Below are 21,681 nucleotides of genomic sequence, written 5' to 3'. Positions count from 1 at the left end.
AGTGTCGGTGGCTATGGCACGGCGTGCCGCGGGGCTAGGCTGGGGGCAGCGTCCGGTTCGACGAAGAACGCGAAGGAGAACGCATGGACATCTCGGGAGCCTCGGCCCTCGTCACCGGCGGCGCCAGCGGGCTGGGACTTGCCACCGCGCGCCGCCTGGCGGCCGACGGCGCGCACGTCGTCATCGTCGACCTGCCGACCTCCGCCGGTGCCGACCGGGCGGCCGAACTCGGCGGCTCGTTCGTCGCCGCCGACGTCACCGACCCGGCACAGGTCGCCGCCGCCGTCGCCGCCGCTGCCGAACACGGCCCGCTGCGGGTCGTCGTGAACTGCGCGGGCATCGCACAGCCGGCGAAGGTGCTCGATCGCGACGGCAACCCGACCGATCTGGCCCACTTCGAGCGGATCGTCCGGGTGAACCTCGTCGGCACCTACAACGTCATCGCGCAGGCCGCGGCGGCGATGGCGCGAACCGAGCCCACCGCGGGCGGCGACCGCGGGGTCATCGTGAACACGGCATCGGTCGCGGCGTTCGACGGGCAGATCGGCCAGCCGGCCTACTCGGCGAGCAAGGGCGGCGTGCACGCGATGACGCTGCCGATCGCGCGCGAGCTGGCGCGCTACGGCATCCGGGTGTGCACGATCGCGCCCGGGATCATGGAGACGCCGATGCTCGCCGGCCTGGCCGAGGCGGCGCAGGTGAGCCTCGGCCAGCAGGTGCCGTACCCGCAGCGCCTCGGCCGGCCGGACGAGTACGCGAGCCTGGTGCTGCAGATCGTCGGCAACGGATACCTCAACGGCGAGACCATCCGCCTCGACGGCGCGATCCGGATGGCGCCGAAGTGAGCGACTCGGTGCTCTACACGCGGGAGGGCGCGCTCGCGCGCGTCACCTTCAACCGCCCGCACGTGCTCAACGCGATGGGCTTCGAGATGGGCACGCGCTGGCGCGACCTCGCGCACGAGATCACCGCCGACGACACCGTCGGCGCGGTGCTGATCGACGCGAACGGCCCGGCGTTCTGCGCCGGCGGAGACGTGCTCGCGATGGCGACGAGCGCGGCCGGCGGAGCCGAGATCACGGCGATGGCGGAGGTGATCCACGACGGCATCCGCACGTTCGTCGCGTCGGACAAGCCCATCGTCGCCGCCGTGCAGGGCGCCGTCGCCGGCGGCGGCCTCGGGCTCATGCTCACCGCCGACTACGTCGTCGCCGCCGAGGGCGCGCGCTTCGTCAGCCGCTACGCCAACATCGGCCTCACCCCCGACCTCGGCGTCTCGACGCTGCTGCCGGCCGCGATCGGCCAGACCCGCGCACTGCGGATGCTGCTGCAAGATGTCACGATCGACGCTGTGACCGCCCGGGACTGGAGCCTCGTCGCCGAGGTCAGCGAGGACCCGGGCCGCCGCGCCGCCGAGGTCGCCGCGTTCTGGCTCGACAACGCCACCGGCGCGTTCGGCCAGGCCAAGCGCCTCATCCGCGCCGGTGCCCGGCGTGCGTTCGCCGACAACCTCGACGACGAGGCGCGCACGATCGGCGCGCGCTTCGACACCGACGAATCCCGGATGCGGGTCGCGGCGTTCGCCGCGGCATCCGCCCGGCGTAAAGACAACGGGAAGGACAGCTCGTGACGCTTTCCGGCAAGACGATCCTGATGTCGGGCGGCAGCCGCGGCATCGGCCTCGCGATCGCCCTGCGCGCCGCCCGCGACGGAGCGAACATCGCGCTGCTGGCGAAGACCGACACGCCGCATCCCAAGCTCGACGGCACGGTGCACACGGCCGCCGCGCAGATCGAGGCGGCGGGCGGGCAGGCGCTGCCGATCGTCGGCGACGTGCGCAGCGACGACGACATCACCGCGGCGGTGCTGAAGACGCAGGGCGAGTTCGGCGGCATCGACATCGTCGTGAACAACGCGTCGGTCATCGACCTGTCGGGCTCGCTCGACCTCGCAGCGAAGAAGTACGACCTCATGCAGGACGTCAACGTCCGCGGCACGTTCATGCTGAGCCGGGCCGCGATCCCCGAGCTGCGCAAGGCCGAGAACCCGCACATCCTGTCGCTGTCGCCGCCGCTGAACACGACGCCGCGCTGGCTCGGCGCGCACACCGGCTACTCGCTGGCGAAGTTCGGCATGACGATGGCGACCCTTGGGATGGCGGCCGAGTTCGCGAAGGACGGCATCGCGGCCAACACCCTGTGGCCCGAGACGACGATCGCGACCGCCGCCGTGCAGTTCGCTCTCGGCGGCGACCGGATGATGCGGGTCAGCCGCACGCCGGAGATCTACGCCGACGCGGCCTACGCGGTGCTCACGCAGCCGGCCCGCGCGTACACCGGCCAGACGCTCGTCGTCGAGGACGTGCTCCGCGCCGCGGGCGTCACCGACTTCGCGCGCTACGCCGCGACCCCCGGCACCCCCGACAGCGCGCTGTTCCCGGACATCTTCCTGTAGCCGGGGCGTTTCGTCTCGCGCCTGCGGCGCTCGCTCAACGACCGGTGGGTGGAGCGAGCGTTTACACGAGGCCGAGCTCGACGAACGCGTTCCAGACGCCGTCGTCGAGCACACCGGTCGTGACGCGGTCGGCGCGGGCCTGCAGCTCGGGGTCGGCGTTTCCCATCGCGACCGACACCCCGCACACCTCGAACATCTCGACATCGTTCCAGCTGTCGCCGATGCCCACGGCATCCGCCGCAGGCAGCCCCAGCAGCCCCAGCACCTCGAGGATCGCCGAGCCCTTGTTCACGCCGCTGCGCGCGACCTCGCCGTTCGACCCGCCCGGCAGCGGCATGCTCCCCGGGATCACGTGGAACCGGTCGCCGAGGTCGCGCCGCGCGCGGTCGACGCTGTCGGAGGCCGCGCTGACGAACACGGCCTTCGCGATGTGGTCGAGGTCGGCGTCGGCGACGGGCCGGTAGCGTTCGCCGGCATCCGTCACCAGCGTGTCGAGCAGGTCGTCCTCGCCGTCGAGGCCGAGGTGGTGCAGATCCTCTGCGCGGCGGTCGGCGCGCAGACGGATGAAGTCGCTCATCAGGGCGAAGACCCCCGGGCTCGCGAAGATGCCGTCGTGCGACTGCAGGAAGAACTGGATGCCGAGACCCTCGAAGAACGCGATCAGCCGCCCGACGTCGGCGCGCGGCATCGGATGGGCGGCGACCAGGTCGTCGCCGCGGGTGATGAAGGCGCCCCCGTTGGTGATGGCGCCGTCGACGCCGATCTCGCGCACCTTCGGGTGCAGGTCGCCGTCGCTGCGTCCCGTGCACAGGTAGACGAGGTGGCCGTGCGCCCGCGCCGTGCGGATCGCCGTGACGGTCGACGGTGCGATGACCGAGCCGTGCTCCAGGATCGTGCCGTCGACGTCGATGAACACGATGCGCTGCCCTGTCATGGGACTACGGTATCGGTGTGCCCCCTCGCCCCCTGACCGCGGCCGGACGTCCGTGCCTGACCTGAGCGCCGCGGCCTGGGCGGTGCTCGCCATCGGCGCCGTCGTCATCGGGCTGTCGAAGGCGGCGCTGCCGGGCGCGGGCGCCCTCGCGGTCGCGCTGTTCGCCGCCGTGCTGCCGGCCAAGCAGTCGACGGGGACGATCCTGCTGCTCCTGATCGTCGGCGACGTCTTCGCCCTCTGGGCGTACCGGCGGCACGCCGACCTGCGCGCGCTCGTGCGCCTCATCCCGGCCGTCGCGGCGGGGCTGCTGCTCGGGGTCGTGTTCCTCCGGTTCGCGTCGGACGACGGCGTGCGCCGCGTCATCGGGATCATCCTGCTCGTGGTGGTCGCCGTCACGCTGTGGCGGCGCGCACGGCACGCCCCCGCCGACGCCGCCACCGACACGAAGGATGCCGGCTCCCACCGCGTCGCCGCCGCCGTATACGGCACGCTCGGGGGCTTCACGACGATGGTCGCCAACGCCGCAGGCCCCGTCATGTCGATGTACTTCCTCGCGGCGCGGTTCGAGGTGAAGGCGTTTCTCGGCACGGCGGCGTGGTTCTTCGCGATCGTCAACATCTCCAAGGTGCCGTTCTCGATCGCCCTCGGGCTGATCACCCCCGAAGGCCTCGCCGTCGTCGCCGTGCTGATCCCCGTCGTCGTCGCGGCGGCCTTCGGCGGGCGCGCCATCGCGACGCGCATCGACCAGCGGCTGTTCGAGCGACTCGTCGTCATCCTCACCATCGCCGGGTCGCTGTACCTGCTGCTCGCGCCCTGACCGGCATCCGTTCAGCCGCGCTCGGTACCCTGGAGGGGTGACTGAATCCACCCCTGTACGTCAGGTGCGCCCGCGGACAGAGGGCTGGACCCAGAAGAAGGATGCCGAGGGCCGCCCGCTCCTGCAGTTCGCCGCCCCCAAGCGCGGGATGCCGCCGGTGCACCTCGCCGACCTCACCCCGCAGCAGCGCGTCGAGAAGGTGACCGAGCTCGGGCTCCCCGGCTTCCGCGCGAAGCAGCTGGAGAAGCACTACTTCCAGCACTACACGTCGGAGGCGGCGGCGATGACCGACCTGCCGGCATCCGGCCGGGAAGAGCTCGTGCACGGCATGCTGCCGCACCTGCTCACCGAGGTGCGGCGCCTGCAGACCGACCGCGGCGACACGATCAAGTTCCTCTGGAAACTGCACGACGGCGCCCTCGTCGAGTCGGTGCTCATGCGCTACCCGGGCCGCATCACGCTCTGCGTCTCGAGCCAGGCCGGATGCGGCATGAACTGCCCGTTCTGCGCCACCGGGCAGGCGGGGCTGACGCGGAACATGTCGGCGGGCGAGATCGTCGAGCAGGTCGTGCGCGCCAACGCGTTGATCCGCGAGGGCGGGCTGGGGCCGGCCGAGCACGCCGGGGAGCGGGTCACCAACATCGTCTTCATGGGCATGGGCGAGCCCCTCGCCAACTACAGCCGCGTCATGCAGGCCGTCCGCACGATGGTCGACAAGGACCACGGCCTCGGCATGAGCGCGCGCGGCGTGACGGTGTCGACGGTGGGACTCGTGCCGGCGATCAACAAGCTCGCCGACGAAGACCTGCCCGTGACGTTCGCGCTGTCGCTGCACGCGCCCGACGATCGCCTGCGCGACGAGATGATCCCGATCAACTCCCGGTGGAAGGTCGACGAGGCCCTGGATGCCGCCCGCCGCTACTTCGAGAAGACCGGCCGCCGGGTCTCGATCGAGTACGCGCTCATCAAGGACATGAACGACCACGCCTGGCGTGCCGATCTGCTCGCGACGAAGCTCAACGAGCGCGGCCGCGGCTGGGTGCACGTCAATCCCATCCCGCTGAACCCGACGCCGGGGTCGGTGTGGACGGCATCCGAGAAGGCCGTGCAGAACGAGTTCGTCAGGCGGCTGAACGAGGCCGGCATCCCGACGACCCTGCGCGACACCCGCGGCAAGGAGATCGACGGCGCCTGCGGGCAGCTGGTGGCGACGGAGGAGGACCGCGAGGTCGCCGCCGCCGTCCCCGCCGACTGAGACGCGGGTAGCGTAGGGGCATGGTCAACTATCGCTACCTCGGTAACAGCGGATTCAAGGTCTCGGAGATCACCTACGGCAACTGGGTGACGCACGCCTCGCAGGTGGGCAACGAGGCGGCGATCGCCACGGTGCACAAGGCGCTCGACCTCGGCATCACGAGCTTCGACACCGCCGACACCTACGCCAACACGGCCGCCGAGGTCGTGCTGGGCGAGGCGCTCAAGGGCCTCGACCGCGCGCAGTTCGAGGTCTTCACGAAGGTCTACTGGCCGATCGGCCGCAAGGGCCCGAACGATGTGGGGCTGAGCCGCAAGCACATCTTCGACGGCATCCATGGTTCGCTGCGACGCCTCGGCGTCGACTACGTCGACCTGTACCAGGCGCACCGCTACGACTACGAGACGCCGCTCGAAGAGACGATGCAGGCCTTCGCCGACATCGTGCGTCAGGGCAAGGCGATGTACATCGGCGTGAGCGAGTGGACCGCCGAGCAGCTGCGCGACGGCGCCGCGCTGGCGAAGGAGCTCGGGTTCGGGTTCGTGTCGAACCAGCCGCAGTACTCCGCCCTGTGGCGCGTGATCGAGGGCAGGGTCGTGCCGACCTCGGAGGAGCTGGGGATCTCGCAGATCGTCTGGTCGCCGATGGCGCAGGGCGTGCTCAGCGGAAAGTACCTGCCCGGCCAGCCGGTGCCCGCCGGCTCGCGCGCGACCGACGAGAAGAGCGGCGCGCACTTCATCAAGCGGTTCCTCCGCGACGATGTGCTCACCGCCGTGCAGCAGCTGACGCCGATCGCGCAGGATGCCGGCCTCACCCTGCCGCAGCTCGCGATCGCGTGGGTGCTGCAGAACCCCAATGTCGCGGCGGCGCTGGTCGGCGCCTCGCGCCCCGAGCAGCTGGAGGACTCGGTGAAGGCCTCGGGCGTCGTGCTCGATGCCGCCGTGCTCGCGGCCATCGACGAGGCCCTCGCGCCGGTGGCCGTCACCGACCCGCAGGAGACCTACGGCGTCTCGCCGAAGTCGCGGCCCTGATCCGCGCCAGTTTGCAGGACCGGGTGTGACTCGGCGGCCCATTTCGGGCCGCCGAGTTCACTTCTGTCACAGGTGATCCTGCAGGTTGGCGGCGGTCAGCGCTTTTTGGCGGGGGCGGCCGAGACGTCGAGCGTCGGGTGCAGGCCGCCGAGCGACGACCAGGCGCTCTCGGTACCCGACGCGGCGTGCTCCGACGCGCGCACGGCGCGCTCGTCGGCCCACTCGTTGAGCACGTGGCCGCGGTGGCCGCGCACGTGCTCCAGCACGACGTCGGGCAGGCCCGCCGCGCGCCGCGCGTCGCGGGCGGCGATGAGCTGCTCGAGCAGGTCGCGGTTCTTCGTCGGGGCGCCGGTCGAGGTTTTCCAGCCGCGGCGGCGGTGGGCGTCCATCCACGACGCGTAGGTGTCGATCGCGTATTTCGAGTCGGCCTGCACCACCAGGTGCGCGACGTCGGCGTGGTCTTCGATGGCCTTCAGCAGCCCGAGCAGTTCGCCGATGTTGTTCGTGCCGACCGGCAGCGAACCCGCCGCCCAGTGCCCGTCTTCGCCGACCCACGCCCAGCCCGCCGGCCCCGGATTGCCCTTGCAGGCGCCGTCGGTGGCCACGATGTAGGGGGTATCGGTCACCCCTCGACGCTACTCGATCGCGCGGTGGCGCGCCTGCCCGCCGCGTGCGAAAGTGCGCAGGATGCCGATGGCCGTGCAGGGGCCGGCCCGGGTTCTGCGGATGCCACCGCAATGCGATGAATCCTCTGAGAGATGTATACGTAAAAACCTTCATCACGCACAGAAGAGGAAAATTGCGGGCTTTTTGTATACACTGATGGGAGATGGGAGGTGCCGTGCGAGCAAGTGACCGTGCCTACGCGACGCTGCTGGACGAGATCCAGTCGGGCGTTCTCGCCCCCGGCACCGTGCTCGCCGAGGTCGAGCAGGCCACCCGCCTGGGCGTCAGCCGCACGCCGCTGCGCGAAGCGCTCGGACGCCTGGCCGCCGACCGGCTCGTCGCACAGGCCTCGCCGCGCGTCACGGTCGTCACCGACGTCGACGCCGACGACATCCGGGCGCTGTTCGAGCTGCGCCGGGCCCTCGAAGAGACCGCCGCGCGGCTGGGCGCCGCCCGCGGCGACCATGCCGTGTTCGCCGCCATCGCCGACGAATTGCGCACGACGGATGCCGGTGCCGACCCCGACGCCTACTACGCCCTCATCGCCCGGTTCGACGCGGCGATCGACGCCGCGGTCGGAAACGACTACCTCGCCTCCGCGCTGCGCACCGTGCGCACCCACCTCGTGCGGGTGCGGCGCCTGGCCCGCGAAAACCCGCAGCGGCTGGCGGCATCGGTCGCCGAGCACCGCACGATCGCGGCGGCGATCGCGGCGCGCGATGCCGACCTCGCCGCACATGCCACCCACGTGCACCTGCACAACGCTGTGGAGTCCATCCTGCGCACGGTGCACCCCGAGGCCGTCGACGCGACGCGTTTCGTCTCGGCGCCTCGCGGGGCGACCAGCAACCCCATGACCTCAACGACCGGAAGGGTCACCGCATGACCGTCGTCCATCACGTCCGCGTCCACCGCAGCGAGGAGAACCTCGCGCGCGAGGACCAGCTCGCCTCCGCCATCGCGCGGGTCGCCGCCGACCCGGTCGCCGTCGAGCCCGACGTCGTCGACATGATCGTGAACCGGGTGATCGACAACGCGGCGGTGGCGGCGGCATCCCTCACCCGCGGGCCGGTCAGCGCGGCGCGCGCGCAGGCGCTCGATCACCCCGTCTCGCGCGGGGGAGCGGGCTCGACCGTGTTCGGCGAGCCGAACGCGACGCTCACGAGCCCGGAGTGGGCGGCCTGGGCCAACGGCGTCGCGGTGCGCGAACTCGACTATCACGACACGTTCCTCGCGGCGGAGTACTCGCACCCCGGCGACAACATCCCGCCGATCGTCGCCGTCGCGCAGCACGCCGGTGCCGACGGCGCGGCGCTCGTGCGGGGGATCGCGACCGGCTACGAGATCCAGATCGACCTGGCGCGGGCGATCTGCCTGCACCGGCACAAGATCGACCACGTCGCGCACCTCGGCCCGTCGGCCGCCGCCGGCATCGGCACCCTCCTCGGCCTCGACGTCGACACGATCGCGCAGGCGGTGGGTCAGGCGCTGCACACCACGACCGCGACCCGCCAGTCGCGCAAGGGCGAGATCTCCACCTGGAAGGCGCACGCCCCCGCGTTCGCGGGCAAGATGGCGGTCGAGGCCGTCGACCGTGCGATGCGCGGCCAGACCTCGCCGTTGCCGATCTACGAGGGCGAAGACGGCGTCATCGCGTGGATGCTCGACGGCCCGGACGCGTCGTACGACGTGCCGCTGCCCGCCTCCGGCGAGCCGAAGCGCGCGATCCTCGACTCGTACACCAAGGAGCACTCCGCCGAGTACCAGGCCCAGGCGTGGATCGACCTCGCCCGCAAGCTGCACGGCACGCATCCTGCGCTCACCGATCCCGCGAACGTCGCCTCGATCGTGCTGCACACAAGCCACCACACGCACTACGTCATCGGGTCGGGCGCGAACGACCCGCAGAAGTACGACCCGCACGCCTCGCGCGAGACCCTCGACCACTCGATCCCGTACATCTTCGCCGTCGCGCTGCAGGACGGCGGCTGGCACCACGTCGACTCGTACCTGCCGTCGCGCGCCGCCCGCCCCGACACCGTCACGCTGTGGCGCAAGATCACGACGGCCGAGGATGCCGAGTGGACCCGCCGGTACCACTCCGAGGATCCGGCCGAGAAGGCCTTCGGCGGCCGCGTGGAGATCACCCTCGCCGACGGCTCGACCGTCGTCGACGAGATCGCCGTCGCCGACGCGCACCCGCTGGGTGCGCGGCCGTTCGCGCGGGCCGACTACGTCCGCAAGTTCCGGCTGCTCGCGGCGCCCGTGCTGAGCCCCGCCGAGATCGACCGGTTCGTCGCGCTCGCGCAGCGCCTGCCCGAGCTGACCGCGGCCGAGGTGCGCGAGCTCAACATCGTCGCAGCTGACGGCATCCTGGCGGCCGCACCCACGCCGAGGGGGCTGTTCTGATGCTGTACTCGACCACTCCGGCCGCCGAGAAGCGGCGGCTGCTGCGCGAACGGCTCGCGACCGGCGAGCTGCTGCGGTTCCCCGGCGCCTTCAACCCGCTGAGCGCGCGGCTCGTCGAGCGCAAGGGCTTCGAGGGCGTCTACATCTCCGGCGCCGTGCTCAGCGCCGACCTGGGCCTGCCCGACATCGGGCTGACGACCCTCACCGAGGTCGCCGGCCGCGGCCAGCAGATCGCCCGGATGACCGAGCTGCCCGCCCTCATCGACGCCGACACCGGGTTCGGCGAGCCGATGAACGTCGCCCGCACGATCCAGACGCTCGAAGACGCGGGCCTCGCGGGCGCGCACATCGAAGACCAGGTCAACCCGAAGCGCTGCGGTCACCTCGACGGCAAGCAGGTCGTCGACCTCGACACGGCGACCCAGCGCATCCGCGCGGCCGTCGACGCGCGTCGCGACCCGAACTTCCTCGTCATGGCGCGCACCGACATCCGCGCCAGCCTCGACGGCGCGGCGGGGCTCGATGCCGCGATCGACCGCGCGAAGGCCCTCGTGGATGCCGGGGCCGACGCGATCTTCCCCGAGGCGATGCGCGACCTCGCCGAGTTCGAGGCGGTCGCCTCCGCCGTGGACGTGCCGATCCTCGCCAACATGACCGAGTTCGGCAAGAGCGACCTGTTCTCCGTCGATCAGCTGCGCGACGCCGGCGTGCGGATCGTCATCTGGCCGGTGTCGCTGCTGCGGATCGCGATGGGCGCGGCATCCCGCGCACTCGATACGCTGACCGAGGAGGGGCACCTCACCGGCCGCCTCGGCGAGATGCAGCACCGCGCCGACCTGTACGACCTGATCGACTACGAGGCGTACAACCGCTTCGACACGAACGTCTTCACCTTCACCATCGACCGCCCCGGTCGTTGAGCGAGCGGAGCGAGACGAAACGTCGCAACCGCGTTTCGTCTCGTCGCTTCGCTCCTCGCAGGGCGACCGGAGAACCGCAAAGGAGCAGCCATGACGGACATCCACAAGGGGCTCGCGGGCGTCGTCGCCGACGTCACCGCGATCAGCAAGGTCAACCCCGAGACCAACTCGCTGCTGTACCGCGGCTATCCCGTGCAGGAGCTCGCCGCGACCCAGCCGGTCGAGGCCGTCGCGCACCTGCTGTGGAAGGGCGACCTGCCGGATGCCGCGCAGCTCGCCGGGCTGCGGGCCACCGAGCGCGCGCACCGCGCCCTGCCCGACGACGTCACGGCGGTCATCGACCTGACGCCGCTCGATGCGCACCCCATGGACGAGGTGCGTTCGGCGATCAGCGTCTTCGGCGCCCGCGACCTCGCCGGCAGCGGTTCGGTGCTCGATGCCAGCGGCACGCCCGAGGACAATCTGGAGCGCAGCATCCGGCTGTTCGCGGTGCTGCCGGCCATCGTCGCCTACGGCCAGCGCCGTCGCCGCGGGGAGGGCCTCATCGCCCCGCGCGACGACCTCGACTACGCCGCCAACTTCCTCTGGATGACCTTCGGCGAGGAGTTCGACCCGGTCGTGGTGGATGCGTTCAACCGCTCGATGATCCTCTACGCCGAGCACTCCTTCAACGCGTCGACGTTCACGGCGCGCGTCATCACCTCGACGCTCAGCGACCTGTACTCCGCCGTCGTCGGCGCGATCGGTGCGCTGAAGGGGCCGCTGCACGGCGGGGCGAACGAGGCGGTGCTGCACATCTTCGACGAGATCGGGGATGCCGATCGCGTCGTGCCGTGGCTCGACGAGGCGCTCGCGCACAAGCGCAAGATCATGGGTTTCGGGCACCGTGTGTACAAGCACGGCGACTCGCGCGTGCCGACGATGAAGGCGGCCCTCGACACCCTCATCGCCTACTACGACCGTCCCGACGTCGAGGCGCTGTACGCGACGCTGGAGTCGGAGTTCGTGGCGCGCAAGGGCATCTACCCGAACCTCGACTACCCCTCGGCCCCGCCTACAACCTCATGGGGTTCGACACGCTCACCTTCACGCCGCTGTTCGTCGCGGCGCGGGTCGTCGGCTGGACGGCGCACATCATGGAGCAGACGGCGTCCAACGCCCTCATCCGTCCGCTGTCGGAGTATGTCGGCCACGACGAGCGGCACATCGACGGATACGTCGACGAGGCCGGCACCGCGTCGATCGCGCTGCGTGCGGCCGAAGCGGAGGGGTGAGAACGACTCTTGCCCCCGGCATCCCGAGGCGATAAAGTGATATCACTTTAACGGCGAAGGGGGCCATCATGAGTACCGACACACACGTCACGCCGGGCGCCGGCCGGGCGCTGGTCAACGTCGAAGAGCGACCGGCCTGGCGCATCAACGGGTTCGCCCTGGCGGTCGTCGCGCTGCTGCTGATCGTCGGCGGGGTGGCGATGTTCCTGGTGTTCGGGACATCGTCGAAGACCTCGGAACTGGCGGCCTGGGGGCTGGTTCCGCTGATCGTCGGCCTGCTGCTGGCCGCGATGCTCGTGATCGTCGCGCCGAACGAGGCCCGCGTCATCGAGTTCTTCGGGCGTTACGTCGGCACCGTCCGCACGGCGGGGCTGTCGGCCGTCGTCCCGTTCGCGCTGCGCCGCCGGGTGAGCCTGCGGGTGCGCAACTTCGAGACGTCGACGCTGAAGGTCAACGACGCCGTCGGCAACCCGATCGAGGTCGCCGCGATCGTCGTCTGGCAGGTGTGGGATGCCGCCAAAGCCGTCTACGCCGTCGACGACTACGAGCAGTTCGTCGCCATCCAGTCCGAATCGGGCCTGCGGCACATCGCCACCTCGCATCCCTACGACACCGGATCGGAGACCTCGCTGCGCGGATCGACCGACGTCGTCGCCGCCGAACTGGCCGACGAGATCAGCCAGCGCACCGCCATGGCCGGGGTGCAGGTCGTCGAGGTGCGCATCAGCCACCTGGCCTATGCGCCCGAGATCGCGCAGGCGATGCTGCGCAAGCAGCAGGCCGCCGCCGTCGTCGCCGCCCGGGCACTGATCGTCGAAGGCGCCGTCGGCATGGTCGAGACGGCGCTGCGCTCGCTGGGCGAGAAGGAGATCGTCGACCTCGACGAAGAGCGCAAGGCCTCGATGGTGAGCAATCTCATGGTCGTGCTGTGCAGCGACCAGCCCGCGTCGCCCATCGTCAACACCGGCACGCTGTACTCCTGAGCCGCCCGATGGCTGAGCGCAAGCAGCTGCCGCTCCGGCTCGATCCGGCCGTCCACGACGCGCTCGCGCGGTGGGCGGCCGACGAGCTGCGCAGCGTCAACGCGCAGATCGAGCTGCTGCTGCGCGACGCGCTGCGCGAGGCGGGGCGGCTGCCGCGCGACGCCCAGCCGCCCCGGCCGCGAGGGCGCCCCCGCCGCGTGGACGGCGGCGACGAGGCGGGGGATGCCGGGGACTGACCGCGCGTACTCCGCAGATCGTCGCGAACTCCGCAGGCTTCCCGCCGATTCGTGCGGAGTTCGTGCGATTCTGCGGGGTTCGTGACTCGGCGCGGCCGGCGTCGCTTCGGCGTATCGTCGGCTTATGACCCGCACCGCAGTCATCGTCGACGCCGTCCGCACCCCCTCCGGCCGGGGCAAGCCCGGCGGGGCGCTGAGCGGCATCCATCCCGTGGACCTCGCGGCGCACGTGCTGCGCGCGACGCTGGAGCGGAGCGGGCTGGAGTCGGCGCAGGTCGACGACGTGCTGCTCGGATGCGTCAGCCAGGTCGGCGAGCAGTCGATGAACCTCGCGCGCCAGGCCGTGCTCGCGGCGGGATTCGACGAGCGCGTGCCGGCGACGACGATCGACCGGCAGTGCGGGTCGAGCCAGCAGGCCGCGCACTTCGCGGCGCAGGGCGTGATGGCCGGGCAGTACGACATCGTCATCGCCGGCGGCGTCGAGTCGATGAGCCGCGTGCCGCTCGGATCGTCGGCATCCGTCGCGGGGTCGCCGTCGTCGCCGGGGCTGCGCGCCCGATATCCCGACGGGCTCGTCAATCAGGGAGTGTCGGCCGAGCTGATCGCGCAGCGCTGGGGGCTCGGCCGTGACGACCTCGACGCCTACGCCGCCGAGTCGCACGAGCGCGCCGCCGAGGCTGCGGCGCAGGGGAGGTTCGACGCGCAACTGCTGCCCGTGCCCGGCCCGGGCGGCGAGCCCGCCGGCGACGAGACGATCCGCCCCGGCACCACCGTCGCAGCTCTGGCGCAGCTCGCACCCGCGTTCCGCACCGATGCGCTCGCGGCGCGCTTCCCCGACCTCGACTGGCGCATCACGGCGGGCAACTCCTCGCCGCTGACCGACGGCGCCTCGGCCGTGCTGATCATGGCGGAGGAGACGGCATCCGCCCTCGGGCTGCGCCCGCGCGCCCGCTTCCACTCCTTCGCCGTGACCGGCGACGACCCGCTGATGATGCTCACCGGCCCCATCCCGGCGACGCGCCGCATCCTGGAGCGCAGCGGCCTCACGATCGACGACCTCGATGCGTACGAGGTCAACGAGGCGTTCGCGTCGGTGCCGCTCGCGTGGGCGGCGGAGCTCGGGGCGGACGCCGCCAAGCTCAACCCGTGGGGAGGCGCCATCGCACTCGGCCACGCGCTCGGATCCAGCGGCACGCGGCTGCTCGGCACGCTGCTCGGTCACCTCGAGGCCACCGGCGGGCGGTACGGGCTGCAGACGATGTGCGAAGGCGGCGGCATGGCCAACGCCACCATCATCGAAAGGCTGTGACGCGCGGTAGACTGAGCACAGTGCCCTACCGGGTGCCGTCGATGCTGACGATATGTTTCACAAGGACGTGATCGAACGAGCATGACCACCACTGTCGACCTCTCCGCCGATGAGCGCGACGCGATCCTGGGCGCCGTGACCGAGTTCGCGCAGACCCGCCTCGCCCCGCACGCGCTGGAGTGGGATCGCGACAAGCACTTCCCGCGCGACGTGCTCGCCGAGGCGGGCGAGCTGGGGGTCGGCGGGCTCTGCATCAGCGAGGATGTCGGCGGCACGGGGCTGCGCCGCGAAGACGCCGTCGCCGTCGTCGAGCGGCTCGCGATGGGCGACCCGACGATCGCCGCCTACATCACGATCCACAACATGGTCGCCTGGATGATCGACGACTACGGCACCGCCGCGCAGCGCCGCGAATGGCTGCCGCGACTCGTGACGATGCAGGGCCTCGGCGCCTACTGCCTGACCGAACCCGGCGCGGGGTCGGATGCCGCCGCCATCACGACGAGCGCGATCCGGCAGGGCGACGACTACGTGCTCACCGGGGTCAAGCAGTTCATCTCCGGTGCCGGCGAGGCATCCGTCTACGTCGTCATGGCGCGCACGGGAGAGCCGGGAGCGCGGGGCATCACGACATTCCTCGTGCCGGCGGATGCCGGGGGTCTCGGCTTCGGGCCGAACGAGCACAAGATGGGGTGGAACGCGCAGCCGACCCGGCAGGTGATCCTCGACGAGGTGCGGGTGCCGGCATCCGCGGTGCTCGGCGAGATCGGCGACGGGTTCACCATCGCGATGCGCGGGCTCAACGGCGGGCGCGTCAACATCGGGGCGTGCTCGATCGGCGGCGCGCAGTGGGCGCTCGATCGGGCCGTGCGGTACGTGCACGAGCGCTTCACGTTCGGCGAGGCGCTCGCCGCGCGCCAGAGCGTCGTGTTCGCCCTCGCCGACATGGCGACGCAGCTGCAGGCCGCGCGTGCGCTGGTGCGCGACGCGGCACGCGCGATCGACGAGGGCGCCGCGGATGTCGCCGTGCAGTGCGCCATGGCCAAGCGCTTCGCGACGGATGCCGGGTTCGAGGTCGCGGGCCGCGCCCTGCAGCTGCACGGCGGGTACGGCTACCTGCAGGAGTATGGCATCGAGAAGGTCGTGCGCGACCTGCGCGTGCACCAGATCGTCGAGGGGACGAACGAGATCATGCGGGTCATCATCGGCCGCGGGGTTCTGGGGGACTGACGGCGTTTCGTCTCGCTGATACGCGCGAAGGCGTGCGAAAAGCAGGGCCAATCGACCGAAAGCGGCTCTTCAGAGCCGTTTCCGGCGGTTTCGCCCTGCTTTTGGCACGTGCAACGGGGCAGGCCGGCGGTTGCCCCTCCCGGCCGTTGAGCGAGCGCCGCAGGCGCGAGACGAAACGTCCCGACCCCTCGACCCGTACGCCGTGCCACGATGGGAACCATGACCGAGTACTCCACGATCGTCGTCGAGGCGCGCGGGCGCGTCGGCTGGATCACGCTGAACCGCCCCGAGGCCCTCAACGCGCTGAACTCGACGCTCGTGCGCGAGCTCGCCGCGGCCGCCGCCGCGTTCGACGCCGACGAGGGCATCGGCTGCATCGTGCTGACCGGGTCGGAGAAGGCGTTCGCCGCCGGCGCCGACATCAAGGAGATGGCCGACAAGACCGCGCGCGAGATGTCGATGCGCAACCCCTTCGCCGGTCTCGAGGACTTCAGCCGCGTGCGCACGCCCGTCGTCGCCGCGGTCGCCGGCTTCGCCCTCGGCGGCGGATGCGAGTTGGCGATGACGTGCGACATCATCCTCGCCGCCGACACGGCGCGCTTCGGGCAGCCCGAGATCAACCTCGGCGTCATCCCGGGCCTCGGCGGCACGCAGCGCCTGACCCGCGCCGTCGGCGCCTACAAGGCGGCCGAGCTCGTGCTCACCGGACGCCTGATGGATGCCGTCGAGGCCGAGCGCGCGGGCCTCGTCTCGCGCGTCGTCCCCGCCGCCGAGCTGCTGACCGAGGCTCAGGCCGTGGCCGAGACCGTCGCGTCGAAGTCGCTGCCGGTCGCCTACGTCGCCAAGGAGGCGCTGCGCGCCGCGCAGGAGACGACCCTCGCCGAGGGTCTGCGCTTCGAGAAGCAGGCCTTCACGTCGCTGTTCGCCCTCGACGATCAGAAGGAGGGCATGGCCGCCTTCGTCTCCAAGCGGCCGCCGGTCTGGTCGCACCACTAGCTGTGAGGTTCCGTGGCATCGCCGGAGGGCGTCTGATCTGGGAGACTGGGGGTATGGTCACCGCCGTGCTGCTCGACATCGAGGCGATTGCTCGCGCGAGCGAGCGCTTCGGTGTGCGTCGGCTTCGCGTGTTCGGGTCGGTGCTGACGGATCGGTTCGACCCGGAGCGCAGTGACGTGGACTTCCTCGTTGACTTCCATCCGAACCGCGAGGATCGCCTGGACGACTACCTCGGGCTGAAGGACGCGCTGGCCGAGATCGTCGGGCGCGAGGTCGACCTCGTCGTCGCCGATGCGGTGCGGAACCCCTTCTTCAAGAAGGCCGCCTTCGGGAGCGCGCAGGACGTCTATGCGGCTTGAGAGCGCCAAGCTGCTCTGGGATGCGAGCGAGGCTGCGAAGGCTGTGCGCACGTTCACGGAGGACGTGACCAGGGACCAGTTCTTCGCCGATCTGCTCCTGCGCTCGGCGGTCGAGCGGCAGCTTGAAGTCCTCGGTGAGGCGCTCGTCCGTCTTCGCCGCGACGACCTCGAGACGGCGGGGCGGATTCCGGACCTGCGCAAGATCATCGGCATGCGCAATGTGATCGCGCACGAATACGGTGACATCGACTATGAGACGGTGTGGGTGGTGGTCACGAAGTACATCGGACCGCTGATCGCCGACCTCGACCGCCTGCTGGCCGAAGCCGACTCACCCACCGACCCGATTAAGTTAGGCTCCCCTTAGTCGTTCCCGACCCGAGGGAGTCTCATGGCCAAGCGCGGCTACAACGGCGTCATGATGCGAGCGTTCGGCGCGCGCGATCACGAGGTCACGGTGACGGGCACCGAACTGCTCGCGCCGCAGTTCCTCCGCGTGCGGATGACCTCCCCGACCCTGCTGCACGAGGCGACGGTCGCACCGACGGCGTACCTGCGGTTCTGGTTCCCCGACCCCGACGGCGGCGACACGGAGCACCAGCGGGGCTACACGCTCGCCGAGGCCGACGCGGCGACGGGTGAGTTCGCGATCGACTTCGTGCTGCACGAGCCGGCCGGCCCCGCCTCGGCGTGGGCGGCGCGCGCCGAGCCCGGCACGACGGTGATGGCGAGCTCCCTCGCCTCCACTCGGTTCGACCTCCCCGACGAGCTTCCGGCGGGGTACCTGCTGATCGGCGACGCGGCATCCATCCCCGCGATCAACGCGATCCTCCAGACGGTACCGGGGGACGTCCCGATCGAGGTCTACCTCGAAGAGCACCACGCCGACGACCGGCTCATCCCGCTCGTCGCGCATCCGCGGGCGCGCGTGCACTGGGTGCCGCGGCGCGGCGAGACCTCGCTCGCGGCGGCGATCGAGGCGCGCGACTGGTCGGACTGGTACGCCTGGACCGCCCCGGAGTCGGGCTCGCTCAAGCACCTGCGCACGCGGCTGCGCGACGAGTTCGGCTTCCCCAAGACGGAGGTGCACGCGCAGGCGTACTGGTTCTACGGGCGCGCCTTCGGCACGAACCGGTCGAAGGCCGCGCCCGAGGAGATCGCGGCTCCCGAGGCGCAGGCGACGGATGCCGCCGCACCCGCCGCGGCGGAGCCCGCGGCATCCGCCGCCGCACCGCGCGGCGCGTGGCGGGCGCAGGCGGGCGGGCGACTCCTCGGGCCGCTGAAGTCGACGTTCGTCGCCGCCGGCACCCTGCAGGGGATCGTGACGCTCGTGCAGCTCGCGCCGTTCGTGCTGCTCGTCGAACTCGCCCGACTCATGCTCGCCGGCGCAGAGCCCGCGCAGCTGTGGACGGTGGGCATCTGGGCGGTCGTGCTGATGGCCCTCGGTGTCGTGCTGTCGGCGGCGACGATGCTGTGGCTGCACGCGGTCGACGCCCGGTTCGCGCGCGTCCTGCGTCAGCGGCTGCTCGGCAAGCTCGCCCGCGTTCCGCTGGGCTGGTTCGACGCGCGCGGCTCGGGCGTCGTCAAGCAGCTCGTGCAGGACGACACCCTATCGCTGCACTACCTCGTCACCCACGCCGTGCCCGACGCCGTCGCCGCGGCCGTCGCCCCGATCGCCGTGCTCGTCTACCTGTTCGTCGTCGACTGGCGACTCGCGCTCGTGCTGTTCATCCCGGTGCTCGTCTACGTCGTGACGATGTGGATCATGCTCGTCCAGTCGGGGACCAAGCCCGCCGAGGCGATGCGCTGGTCGGAGCGGATGAACGTCGAAGCGGGCGCCTACCTCGAGGGCCAGCCGGTCGTGCGGGTGTTCGGCGGGGCCGCGGCATCCACCTTCCGCGCGCGGCTCGGCGAGTACATCGCGTTCCTGGCGAACTGGCAGCGGCCGCTGACCGGGCAGAAGGCCGTCATGGATCTCGCCAACCGCCCCGGCACGTACCTGCTGCTGATCTGCCTGTTCGGGACGGTCCTCGTCACGACCGCGGGAATGGACCCGGTCGCGCTGTTGCCGTTCCTCTTCCTCGGCACGACGTTCGGCTCGCGCCTGCTCGGCGTCGGGTTCGGACTCGGCGGACTGCGTGCGGGGCTGCTCGCGGCGCGCCGCATCCAGGTCGCGCTCGACGAGACCGAGCTCGAGACGGCCGCGACGACGGATGCCGGCGTCGCCTCCTCGGCCTCGGGTGTCGTGGAGTTCGATCGGGTCGGGTTCTCCTACCGGCACGGCGTCCCCGTGCTGCGGGACGTGTCGCTGCGGCTCGCGCCCGGCACCGTCACGGCGCTGGTCGGCCCGTCGGGCTCGGGCAAGTCGACGCTCGCGGCGCTGCTCGCGCGGTTCCACGACGTCGGTGAGGGCGCGATCCGCATCGACGGCCGCGACCTGCGGCAGCTCACCGCCGACGAGCTGTATACCCGGGTCGGGTTCGTCTTCCAGCAGACCCAGCTCGTGCAGGGCACGGTGCGCGAGAACATCGCGCTGGCGGTGCCGTCGGCCACGGACGACCAGGTCGAGGCGGCGGCTCGCGCCGCGCAGCTGCACGAGCGCATCCTGCGGCTGCCGCGCGGCTACGACACGGTGCTCGGCCCCGACGCCGCGCTGTCGGGAGGCGAGCGGCAGCGCCTCACGATCGCCCGCGCGATCCTCGCCGACACTCCCGTGCTCGTCCTCGACGAGGCCACCGCCTTCGCCGACCCGGAGTCGGAGTATCTCGTGCAGCAGGCGCTGGGCCGCCTCACCGCGGGGCGCACCGTGCTCGTCATCGCCCATCGCCTGCGCACAGTGACCGGGGTCGACCGGATCGTCGTGCTCGACCACGGTCGCGTCGCCCAGACCGGCACGCACGCCGAACTGCTCGCTCGCGACGGGCGCTACCGGCAGCTGTGGGATGCTGGCGCCGATACGACCGGCCGCGCCGATGCGACGACGGATGCGGAGGTCGCCCGATGATCCGCACCCTGCTCGCCCTCATCCCCGCGCGCCAGCGCCGCACCGTGGGGCTGCACCTCACGCTCTCGGTCGTCGGGATCGCCCTGCGCGCCGTCGCCGCCGTGCTGCTCGTCCCGCTCGTCGCCGCGCTGTTCGGGCCGGAGCCGGCGGGCGCCTGGCCGTGGGTCGGGGCGCTCGCCGTGGTGACGGCCGCCGGCTGGGCCGTCGACGGCACCGTCGTGCGGCTCGGCTACGACCTCGGCTTCGGACTGCTCGACGAAGGCCAGCACGCCGTCGCCGATCGCATCGCCTCGATCCGGCTGACGTGGTTCACCGCCGCGAACACCGCGACGACCCGGCAGGCGGTCGCCGCCACCGGCCCCGACCTCGTCGGGCTCATCGCCTACCTCGTCACCCCGCTCATCGCGGCCGTGCTGCTGCCCGTCGCGATCGGGCTCGCGCTGCTTCCGGTCTCGTGGCCGCTCGGGGTCGCGGCGCTTGTCGGCGTGCCGCTGTTGTTCGGCGCCTACCTCCTGTCGGGTGCGCTCAGCCGGGGCGCCGACCGTGCGGCATCCGAGGCGAACAGCACCCTGACCGAGCGGATCGTCGAGTTCGCGCGTACGCAGCAGGCCCTGCGCGCGGCGCGCCGCGTCGAGCCCGCCCGCAGTCATGTGGGTGCGGCGCTGGCCGCCCAGCACAGCGCCACGATGCGGGTCGTGCTGATGCAGATCCCCGGCCAGCTCGTCTTCGGCCTCGCGAGCCAGCTCGCCCTCCTCCTGCTCGCGGGCACGGCCGTCGCGCTCGCCGTGCGCGGTGAGCTGTCGGTGCCCGCCGCGATCGCGCTCATCGTCGTCGTCGTCCGCTACCTCGAGGCCTTCACGGCGCTCGGCGAGCTCGCGCCCGGCATCGAGAGCACGACGGGCGCGCTGCGGAAGATCCGCGATGTGCTGCAGGCGCCGACGGTGCCGAACGGTGCCGTGACGGATGCCGGGTCCGCGCCGCCCCGGCTGGAGCTGCGCGGCGTGCGGTTCGGCTACGGGGACGACGAGCCGGTGCTCGACGGGTTCTCCCTGACGCTCGAGCCGGGCACCACGACGGCGATCGTCGGCCCGTCGGGCTCGGGCAAGTCGACGGTGCTCGCCCTGCTGGCGGGCCTGCACCAGCCGACGGCCGGGCAGGTGCTCGCCGATGGCGTGGACCTGGCGCAGCTGTCGGACGAGGCGCGGCGGAGCCTGACGAGCGTGGTGTTCCAGCATCCGTATCTGTTCGACGGCTCTGTGCGCGAGAATGTGCTCGTCGGCGACCCCGCCGCGGGCGACGCGGCGCTGGAGCGCGCCGCCGCCCTCGCCCGCGTCGACACCGTCGTGCGGCGCCTGCCGAACGGCTGGGACACCCGCGTCGGCGAGGCCGGCACGGCGCTGTCCGGCGGCGAGCGTCAGCGCGTCTCGATCGCGCGGGCGCTGCTCAAGCCCGCCCCCGTGCTGCTCGTCGACGAGGCCACGAGCGCCCTCGACACCGAGAACGAGGCCGCCGTCACGGCCGCGCTCACCGGCGACGCCCGGGCGCGCACGCGGGTGATCGTCGCACATCGGCTGACCAGCATCCGTGCCGCCGATCGCGTCGTGTTCCTGGAAGAGGGGCGCATCGTGGAGGACGGCACGATCGACGAGCTGCTGGCCGCGGGAGGCCGGTTCGCCGAGTTCTGGCGCGAGCAGGATGCCGCCGCCGGCTGGCGCCTCAGCGCCCGCTGACGTGCCCGCTGTCCGGCGCGGGTGCCCGCGTTCATCCGTCGCGAATCGCGGGTATCGCGCGGAATGGCCGCGAT

Annotated in this window: 20 protein-coding genes and 1 pseudogene; 19 read left to right on the top strand and 2 right to left on the bottom strand. The window is 71.7% G+C overall.

Annotated features, from left to right (window positions below):
* Positions 1–83: 83 nt before the first annotated feature.
* The 3 genes from QM720_RS03845 to QM720_RS03835 are packed head-to-tail and all read left to right on the top strand — an operon-like array spanning position 84 to position 2,454.
* The gene (locus QM720_RS03845) at positions 84–845 is read left to right on the top strand and encodes an SDR family NAD(P)-dependent oxidoreductase (RefSeq protein WP_415124835.1); all 762 of its coding nucleotides are present in this window, start codon (positions 84–86) and stop codon (positions 843–845) included.
* On the top strand, positions 842–1,630 hold the full coding sequence (locus tag QM720_RS03840; RefSeq protein WP_415124834.1) for an enoyl-CoA hydratase/isomerase family protein: 789 nt from the start codon (positions 842–844) through the stop codon (positions 1,628–1,630). The genes QM720_RS03845 and QM720_RS03840 overlap by 4 nt, the downstream gene beginning before the upstream one ends.
* A complete protein-coding gene (locus QM720_RS03835; protein ID WP_415124833.1) occupies positions 1,627–2,454 on the top strand; it encodes an SDR family oxidoreductase in 828 nt (275 codons plus the stop codon). Before QM720_RS03840 ends, QM720_RS03835 begins: the two co-directional genes overlap by 4 nt.
* A gap of 61 nt (positions 2,455–2,515) precedes the next feature.
* Here the strand turns inward: QM720_RS03835 and QM720_RS03830 are convergent, their stop codons facing one another.
* On the bottom strand, positions 2,516–3,388 hold the full coding sequence (locus QM720_RS03830; protein WP_415124832.1) for a Cof-type HAD-IIB family hydrolase: 873 nt from the start codon (positions 3,386–3,388) through the stop codon (positions 2,516–2,518).
* Positions 3,389–3,440: 52 nt separating this feature from the next.
* Here QM720_RS03830 and QM720_RS03825 point away from each other — a divergent pair, with 52 nt between their 5' ends.
* Genes QM720_RS03825 through QM720_RS03815 form a run of 3 tightly spaced genes read left to right on the top strand, consistent with a single transcriptional unit; the run spans position 3,441 to position 6,491 of the window.
* A complete protein-coding gene (locus QM720_RS03825; RefSeq protein ID WP_415124831.1) occupies positions 3,441–4,205 on the top strand; it encodes a sulfite exporter TauE/SafE family protein in 765 nt (254 codons plus the stop codon).
* Between the two features lie 37 nt (positions 4,206–4,242).
* On the top strand, positions 4,243–5,460 hold the full coding sequence (gene rlmN, locus QM720_RS03820; protein WP_415124830.1) for a 23S rRNA (adenine(2503)-C(2))-methyltransferase RlmN: 1,218 nt from the start codon (positions 4,243–4,245) through the stop codon (positions 5,458–5,460).
* Positions 5,461–5,480: 20 nt separating this feature from the next.
* Positions 5,481–6,491, top strand: coding sequence for an aldo/keto reductase family protein (locus QM720_RS03815; protein ID WP_415124829.1), 1,011 nt, complete (start codon positions 5,481–5,483; stop codon positions 6,489–6,491).
* A 95-nt stretch (positions 6,492–6,586) separates the two neighbouring features.
* On the opposite strand, the gene QM720_RS03810 is transcribed toward QM720_RS03815, so the two are convergent.
* Positions 6,587–7,117: a ribonuclease H family protein gene (locus tag QM720_RS03810; protein ID WP_415124828.1), complete on the bottom strand. Its 531-nt coding sequence runs from the start codon at positions 7,115–7,117 to the stop codon at positions 6,587–6,589.
* A 215-nt stretch (positions 7,118–7,332) separates the two neighbouring features.
* Between QM720_RS03810 and QM720_RS03805 the strand changes: the two genes are divergently transcribed.
* The 13 genes and pseudogenes from QM720_RS03805 to QM720_RS03745 all read left to right on the top strand — a co-directional run bounded on the left by QM720_RS03805 (position 7,333) and on the right by QM720_RS03745 (position 21,607).
* Positions 7,333–8,043 (top strand): GntR family transcriptional regulator, encoded by a 711-nt coding sequence (locus QM720_RS03805; RefSeq protein ID WP_415124827.1) that lies wholly within the window; start codon positions 7,333–7,335, stop codon positions 8,041–8,043.
* On the top strand, positions 8,040–9,566 hold the full coding sequence (locus tag QM720_RS03800) for an MmgE/PrpD family protein (protein WP_415124826.1): 1,527 nt from the start codon (positions 8,040–8,042) through the stop codon (positions 9,564–9,566). The genes QM720_RS03805 and QM720_RS03800 overlap by 4 nt, the downstream gene beginning before the upstream one ends.
* The gene (gene prpB, locus QM720_RS03795; RefSeq protein ID WP_415124825.1) at positions 9,566–10,486 is read left to right on the top strand and encodes a methylisocitrate lyase; all 921 of its coding nucleotides are present in this window, start codon (positions 9,566–9,568) and stop codon (positions 10,484–10,486) included. Before QM720_RS03800 ends, prpB begins: the two co-directional genes overlap by 1 nt.
* Before the next feature lie 90 nt (positions 10,487–10,576).
* A pseudogene (locus QM720_RS03790) lies at positions 10,577–11,760 on the top strand (bifunctional 2-methylcitrate synthase/citrate synthase).
* 68 nt (positions 11,761–11,828) lie between these two features.
* The gene (locus tag QM720_RS03785; RefSeq protein ID WP_415124824.1) at positions 11,829–12,743 is read left to right on the top strand and encodes an SPFH domain-containing protein; all 915 of its coding nucleotides are present in this window, start codon (positions 11,829–11,831) and stop codon (positions 12,741–12,743) included.
* An 8-nt stretch (positions 12,744–12,751) separates the two neighbouring features.
* Positions 12,752–12,979 (top strand): hypothetical protein, encoded by a 228-nt coding sequence (locus QM720_RS03780; protein ID WP_415124823.1) that lies wholly within the window; start codon positions 12,752–12,754, stop codon positions 12,977–12,979.
* A gap of 124 nt (positions 12,980–13,103) precedes the next feature.
* A complete protein-coding gene (locus QM720_RS03775; protein ID WP_415124822.1) occupies positions 13,104–14,288 on the top strand; it encodes a thiolase family protein in 1,185 nt (394 codons plus the stop codon).
* Between the two features lie 81 nt (positions 14,289–14,369).
* Positions 14,370–15,518, top strand: coding sequence for an acyl-CoA dehydrogenase family protein (locus tag QM720_RS03770; protein ID WP_415124821.1), 1,149 nt, complete (start codon positions 14,370–14,372; stop codon positions 15,516–15,518).
* Positions 15,519–15,737: 219 nt separating this feature from the next.
* A complete protein-coding gene (locus QM720_RS03765; RefSeq protein ID WP_415124820.1) occupies positions 15,738–16,514 on the top strand; it encodes an enoyl-CoA hydratase-related protein in 777 nt (258 codons plus the stop codon).
* Positions 16,515–16,567: 53 nt separating this feature from the next.
* Positions 16,568–16,873 carry a nucleotidyltransferase family protein gene (locus QM720_RS03760; protein ID WP_415124819.1) on the top strand — a complete coding sequence of 102 codons (306 nt, stop codon included), beginning with the start codon at positions 16,568–16,570 and terminating at the stop codon, positions 16,871–16,873.
* Positions 16,863–17,240: a DUF86 domain-containing protein gene (locus QM720_RS03755; protein ID WP_415124818.1), complete on the top strand. Its 378-nt coding sequence runs from the start codon at positions 16,863–16,865 to the stop codon at positions 17,238–17,240. Before QM720_RS03760 ends, QM720_RS03755 begins: the two co-directional genes overlap by 11 nt.
* Positions 17,241–17,264: 24 nt before the next feature.
* On the top strand, positions 17,265–19,877 hold the full coding sequence (locus tag QM720_RS03750; RefSeq protein ID WP_415124817.1) for an ABC transporter ATP-binding protein/permease: 2,613 nt from the start codon (positions 17,265–17,267) through the stop codon (positions 19,875–19,877).
* Entirely contained in the window at positions 19,874–21,607 is a 1,734-nt protein-coding gene (locus QM720_RS03745) for an ABC transporter ATP-binding protein (protein WP_415124816.1), read from the top strand. The genes QM720_RS03750 and QM720_RS03745 overlap by 4 nt, the downstream gene beginning before the upstream one ends.
* Positions 21,608–21,681 lie beyond the last annotated feature (74 nt).

Source organism: Microbacterium sp., assembly GCF_047602155.1.
Classification (GTDB): Bacteria; Actinomycetota; Actinomycetes; order Actinomycetales; family Microbacteriaceae; genus Microbacterium.
The sequence above is the reverse complement of the archived record's forward strand: the minus strand, read 5'-3'. Positions and strand labels throughout refer to the sequence as shown.

What these genes read in the sequence shown, in the direction of transcription:
- QM720_RS03830 (WP_415124832.1), bottom strand. Translation starts at nt 3,388, where the DNA reads ATGACAGGGCAGCGCATCGTGTTCATCGACGTCGACGGCACGATCCTG.
- QM720_RS03845 (WP_415124835.1), top strand. Translation starts at nt 84, where the DNA reads ATGGACATCTCGGGAGCCTCGGCCCTCGTCACCGGCGGCGCCAGCGGG.
- QM720_RS03780 (WP_415124823.1), top strand. Translation starts at nt 12,752, where the DNA reads ATGGCTGAGCGCAAGCAGCTGCCGCTCCGGCTCGATCCGGCCGTCCAC.
- QM720_RS03785 (WP_415124824.1), top strand. Translation starts at nt 11,829, where the DNA reads ATGAGTACCGACACACACGTCACGCCGGGCGCCGGCCGGGCGCTGGTC.
- QM720_RS03750 (WP_415124817.1), top strand. Translation starts at nt 17,265, where the DNA reads ATGGCCAAGCGCGGCTACAACGGCGTCATGATGCGAGCGTTCGGCGCG.
- QM720_RS03765 (WP_415124820.1), top strand. Translation starts at nt 15,738, where the DNA reads ATGACCGAGTACTCCACGATCGTCGTCGAGGCGCGCGGGCGCGTCGGC.
- QM720_RS03800 (WP_415124826.1), top strand. Translation starts at nt 8,040, where the DNA reads ATGACCGTCGTCCATCACGTCCGCGTCCACCGCAGCGAGGAGAACCTC.
- QM720_RS03770 (WP_415124821.1), top strand. Translation starts at nt 14,370, where the DNA reads ATGACCACCACTGTCGACCTCTCCGCCGATGAGCGCGACGCGATCCTG.
- QM720_RS03745 (WP_415124816.1), top strand. Translation starts at nt 19,874, where the DNA reads ATGATCCGCACCCTGCTCGCCCTCATCCCCGCGCGCCAGCGCCGCACC.
- prpB (WP_415124825.1), top strand. Translation starts at nt 9,566, where the DNA reads ATGCTGTACTCGACCACTCCGGCCGCCGAGAAGCGGCGGCTGCTGCGC.
- QM720_RS03760 (WP_415124819.1), top strand. Translation starts at nt 16,568, where the DNA reads ATGGTCACCGCCGTGCTGCTCGACATCGAGGCGATTGCTCGCGCGAGC.
- QM720_RS03775 (WP_415124822.1), top strand. Translation starts at nt 13,104, where the DNA reads ATGACCCGCACCGCAGTCATCGTCGACGCCGTCCGCACCCCCTCCGGC.
- QM720_RS03815 (WP_415124829.1), top strand. Translation starts at nt 5,481, where the DNA reads ATGGTCAACTATCGCTACCTCGGTAACAGCGGATTCAAGGTCTCGGAG.
- QM720_RS03755 (WP_415124818.1), top strand. Translation starts at nt 16,863, where the DNA reads ATGCGGCTTGAGAGCGCCAAGCTGCTCTGGGATGCGAGCGAGGCTGCG.